A 3,752-nucleotide genomic window follows, 5' to 3' on the forward strand; every position below is an offset into this window, starting at 1 on the left:
TCATCGGCAACGCGATGTTGCCCCCGGCGGTGAGCCACGGCAACAGGGCCGAATCCTGGAACATCAGGCCGACCCTGCGCCCACCGACGTCGACCATGCCAGAAGTTGGTCGGTCGATGCCGGCAAGAATGCCCAGCAGCGTCGACTTCCCACAGCCGGACGCGCCCAGCAGGCAGACGAACTCCCCCGGGCGCACATCAAGGGAAACGTTGTCCAGCGCCTGGACCCGGTGCGGGCCGGACCCGAAGGTCCGGCTCACACCGGCGATCCGTACCGCGCTCGTGTCGATGACGGCGGTCACGAAATCCTCTTCTCTGCTCCCGGTCGATCCACGGCTACTTCGCTGCGACAGCCGGTTTGCCCTGTGCGGTCAGCACCGCGTTCAGGGTCGCCAGATCGAAGATCCCGTCAAGGTTGGCCTTGGTGATCAGGCCGAGCATCTGGGCATGATCGGCCGACGTGACCACTGAGGACGCGATCGGGTCGGGAGTGAATGTCAGTCGCTTCCATGCCGGCGCGATCACAGCGTCCGCCAGGGGCTTGCCGGACAGCTTCGCCAGCCCCTGGTTGGTGACCTGCTGAGCCTTGGCTGGGTCCGCGCCCAGCGCATTGATCGAGGCGACGTTCGCCGCCACCAGCCGCTTGACGATCTCCGGGTTGCTCGCCGCGTAATCGGTACGCACGACCAGCACGGTGGTGGTGAACCTGCCGTCGGGCCACTGCGAGGCTTCGTCCACCAGCAGCTTCCCGCCATCGGCGACCATCCGGGACGCGGTGGGCTCGGGCACCCAGGCACCGTCTATCGCGCCGGACTTGAAGGCGTCCACCGTCACCGCGTTGTCCTGCGGACGGACCTGAACGTCGCCGCCGCCGTTCTTGTCGGTGGCCAGGCCATGCTGCTTGAGGTAATACCGCAGCGCGACATCCTGGGTGTTGGCGAGACCGGGAGTCGCGATCGTCTTGCCGCGCAGCTGGTCGACCGAGGTGATGTCGCTCTTCACCACGAGGCCGGCCCCACCGGATGTCACGCCCGAGATGATGCGCAGCGCTGCACCCTTGGATTTGACAAAGGCGTTGACCGCGGGGTTGGGCCCGATGTAGCCGGCGTCGAGGGCGCCGGACAGGATCGCCTCGGCCTCCTGGGTGCCCGAGTTGAACGTCGAGGTCGCAATCTTCACGCCCGGGCCGAGCGTGGCCGCGAAGATCCCCTGGTCAAGACCATAGATAGCTGGTGCGTGGGTGAGGTTCGGAAAGTAACCGAGCCGCAGTGTCCCCGTCGGACCGGCAGTCGAGCTGGTCGCCGAACTCCCGGCCGACACGGTGTTGCCGTCTCCCCCGCTCGAGCAGGCCGTTGCCGCCAACGCCAACGCGCCAGCCGCGAGCAGTGGCGTGATCCGACGCCACAGCCTCCTCGATGACATGTGCCTTCCCCCCAGCTGTGGTGTCTCACCGCAACGACGCCCCACGGCGCCATGCAAACCGATCGAAGTGGTCGGAAAACTGAGCATGGCAGAGGAAGGCCCCGGGCGCCATCCCCACCCGGGTACGGACGGATCAGAACAGGATCGACGCGAAGGTACCGACCCGGTAGAAGCCGATCCGGTCATAGGCCTGGCGCGCGGGATGGTTGAACTCGTTGACATAGAGACTGACCACGGGTGCGAGAGTCGCCTGCGCGATCGCCACCACGCTCGCGGTGCCGGCCGCCCCCAGGCCCCTGCCCCGTAGCTCCGGGGCCACCCAGACCCCCTGGATCTGACAGACGTCTCCAGCCACCGCGCCGATCTCGGCCTTGAACACGACCCGCCCGTCTTCGATCCGGGCAAAGGAACGACGCCGGCTGACGAACTCGGCAATCCGGGCCCGATAGAGCGCCCCACCATCGGCGAGCACCGGAGACACCCCGATCTCCTCGGTGAACATCGCCACGCACGCCGGCAGCAGGAGATCCAACTCGTCGGGACGGACGTGACGCACGGCGGGGTCGGGAGCCACCGCGGGAGGCTCGGAGATCGCCAACAGTGGTTGGTCCGCCCTGACCTCACGGGCGGGTCCCCATACCGGTTCCAGCTGCCGCCACATGACCTGCACCGCATCTGCCACGCCGACGATCGAGGAACATCGACGGCCCTGGCGGCGGGCCCGCTCGGCGAACGCCTTCGCCGAAGCCGGACCCGCCGCGACAGGCCAGAGGTTCGCGCCCGAGTAGCACACGGCGGCAAGGCGGCCGTCCACCAGATGGCCCCACATCTGCGCGCCCAACCGCCACGGGGCGAGTCCGCATGTCTCCACCCGGGACGCGACGAACACGTCTGCGATCGGGTTACGCGCGAGCAGCTCCCGAACCGCAGGCAGATCGTGGTCGTCAAGCAGACGGGTGGGGGCGGAGCGAAGCGGAAGGCCCATGGTCACAAACGCCGAAAGTTACCCGACCGACACCGAAGGCTCGCCGGGTGTCGCCCCGTCGACCTCCATCTGCTCGGCCAGCCGCATGGCCTCCTCGATCAGCGTCTCGACGATCTGCGCCTCGGCCACGGTCTTGACAACCTCACCCCGGACGAAGATCTGACCCTTGCCGTTGCCGGAGGCCACCCCGAGATCGGCCTCGCGCGCCTCGCCCGGCCCGTTCACCACGCAGCCCATGACGGCGACCCGAAGTGGCACCGTCATTCCCTCCAGGCCGGCGGTGACTTCTTCCGCCAGCTTGTAGACGTCGACCTGGGCCCGACCACAGGACGGACACGAAACGATCTCCAGGGTACGCTGACGCATCCCCAGGGACGCGAGAATGCCGATACCGACCTTGACCTCTTCGACGGGGGGCGCCGACAGCGACACCCGCAAGGTGTCACCGATGCCCTGCGCCAACAACGCGCCGAAGGCCACGGCCGACTTGATGGTGCCCTGGAAGGCCGGGCCCGCCTCGGTGACTCCCAGATGCAGCGGGTAGTCACAACGTTGCGCGAGCAACCGGTAGGCCTGGATCATCACGACCGGGTCGTGGTGCTTCACGGAGATCTTGATGTCGGTGAAGCCGTGCTCCTCGAACAGGGAGCACTCCCACAGCGCCGACTCCACCAACGCCTCCGGGGTCGCCCGGCCGTACTTGGCCAGCAGGCGCTTGTCCAACGACCCCGCGTTCACCCCGATCCGGATGGGCGTGGCCGCGGCGCCGGCAGCGCGAGCGATCTCCCCGACCTTGTCGTCGAACGCCTTGATGTTCCCGGGGTTGACCCGGACCGCGGCACAGCCCGCGTCGATCGCGGCGAAGACGTACTTCGGCTGGAAGTGGATGTCTGCAATCACCGGGATCGGCGACTTCTTCGCGATGGCGGCCAGCGCGTCCGCATCGTCCTGGCTGGGGACGGCCACCCGCACGATCTGGCAGCCGGCAGCGGTGAGCTCCGCGATCTGCTGCAGGGTGGCGTTGACATCCGAGGTGAGTGTCGTGGTCATGGACTGGACGGAGACCGGCGCGTCCCCGCCGACCGGCACCGTGCCGACCTGGATCTGCCTGCTATGACGCCGGGTGGCGAGCGGGAGTGCCGGCGCCTCGGGCATGCCGAGAATTACTGTCACGATGTCCTCACTGGCGTGTCAATGGTCGGAAGCTGATCGGAAGCTGGGCAAAAGACTGGCCCGCAAAGCGCTCTAAGCCCGCCGAGCCAGCGGCGATGCGGTCTCGCTGACAGCAGACCACCATCTAGCTCCTCCTCCGCCGCACAAGAGCGGGAGGCTAGTTGAAACTGATC

Annotated in this window: 4 protein-coding genes; all 4 read right to left on the reverse strand. The window is 67.6% G+C overall.

The window, feature by feature from the left end; genetic code table 11:
* Positions 1-301, reverse strand: a 301-nt coding sequence (locus U9977_RS25005; protein ID WP_322751733.1) for an ATP-binding cassette domain-containing protein, incomplete at its 3' end; no start/stop codon positions are given.
* A 34-nt stretch (positions 302-335) separates the two neighbouring features.
* Positions 336-1,421 carry an ABC transporter substrate-binding protein gene (locus U9977_RS25010; RefSeq protein ID WP_322751734.1) on the reverse strand — a complete coding sequence of 362 codons (1,086 nt, stop codon included), beginning with the start codon at positions 1,419-1,421 and terminating at the stop codon, positions 336-338.
* A 133-nt stretch (positions 1,422-1,554) separates the two neighbouring features.
* Positions 1,555-2,406: a GNAT family N-acetyltransferase gene (locus U9977_RS25015; protein ID WP_322751735.1), complete on the reverse strand. Its 852-nt coding sequence runs from the start codon at positions 2,404-2,406 to the stop codon at positions 1,555-1,557.
* 18 nt (positions 2,407-2,424) lie between these two features.
* The gene (gene ispG / locus U9977_RS25020; RefSeq protein WP_322751736.1) at positions 2,425-3,579 is read right to left on the reverse strand and encodes a flavodoxin-dependent (E)-4-hydroxy-3-methylbut-2-enyl-diphosphate synthase; all 1,155 of its coding nucleotides are present in this window, start codon (positions 3,577-3,579) and stop codon (positions 2,425-2,427) included.
* Positions 3,580-3,752 lie beyond the last annotated feature (173 nt).

Source organism: Protofrankia sp. Cas8, from assembly GCF_963555845.1.
Lineage (GTDB): Bacteria > Actinomycetota > Actinomycetes > Frankiales > Frankiaceae > Protofrankia.

What these genes read in the sequence shown, in the direction of transcription:
- U9977_RS25010 (WP_322751734.1), bottom strand. Translation starts at nt 1,421, where the DNA reads ATGTCATCGAGGAGGCTGTGGCGTCGGATCACGCCACTGCTCGCGGCT.
- U9977_RS25015 (WP_322751735.1), bottom strand. Translation starts at nt 2,406, where the DNA reads ATGGGCCTTCCGCTTCGCTCCGCCCCCACCCGTCTGCTTGACGACCAC.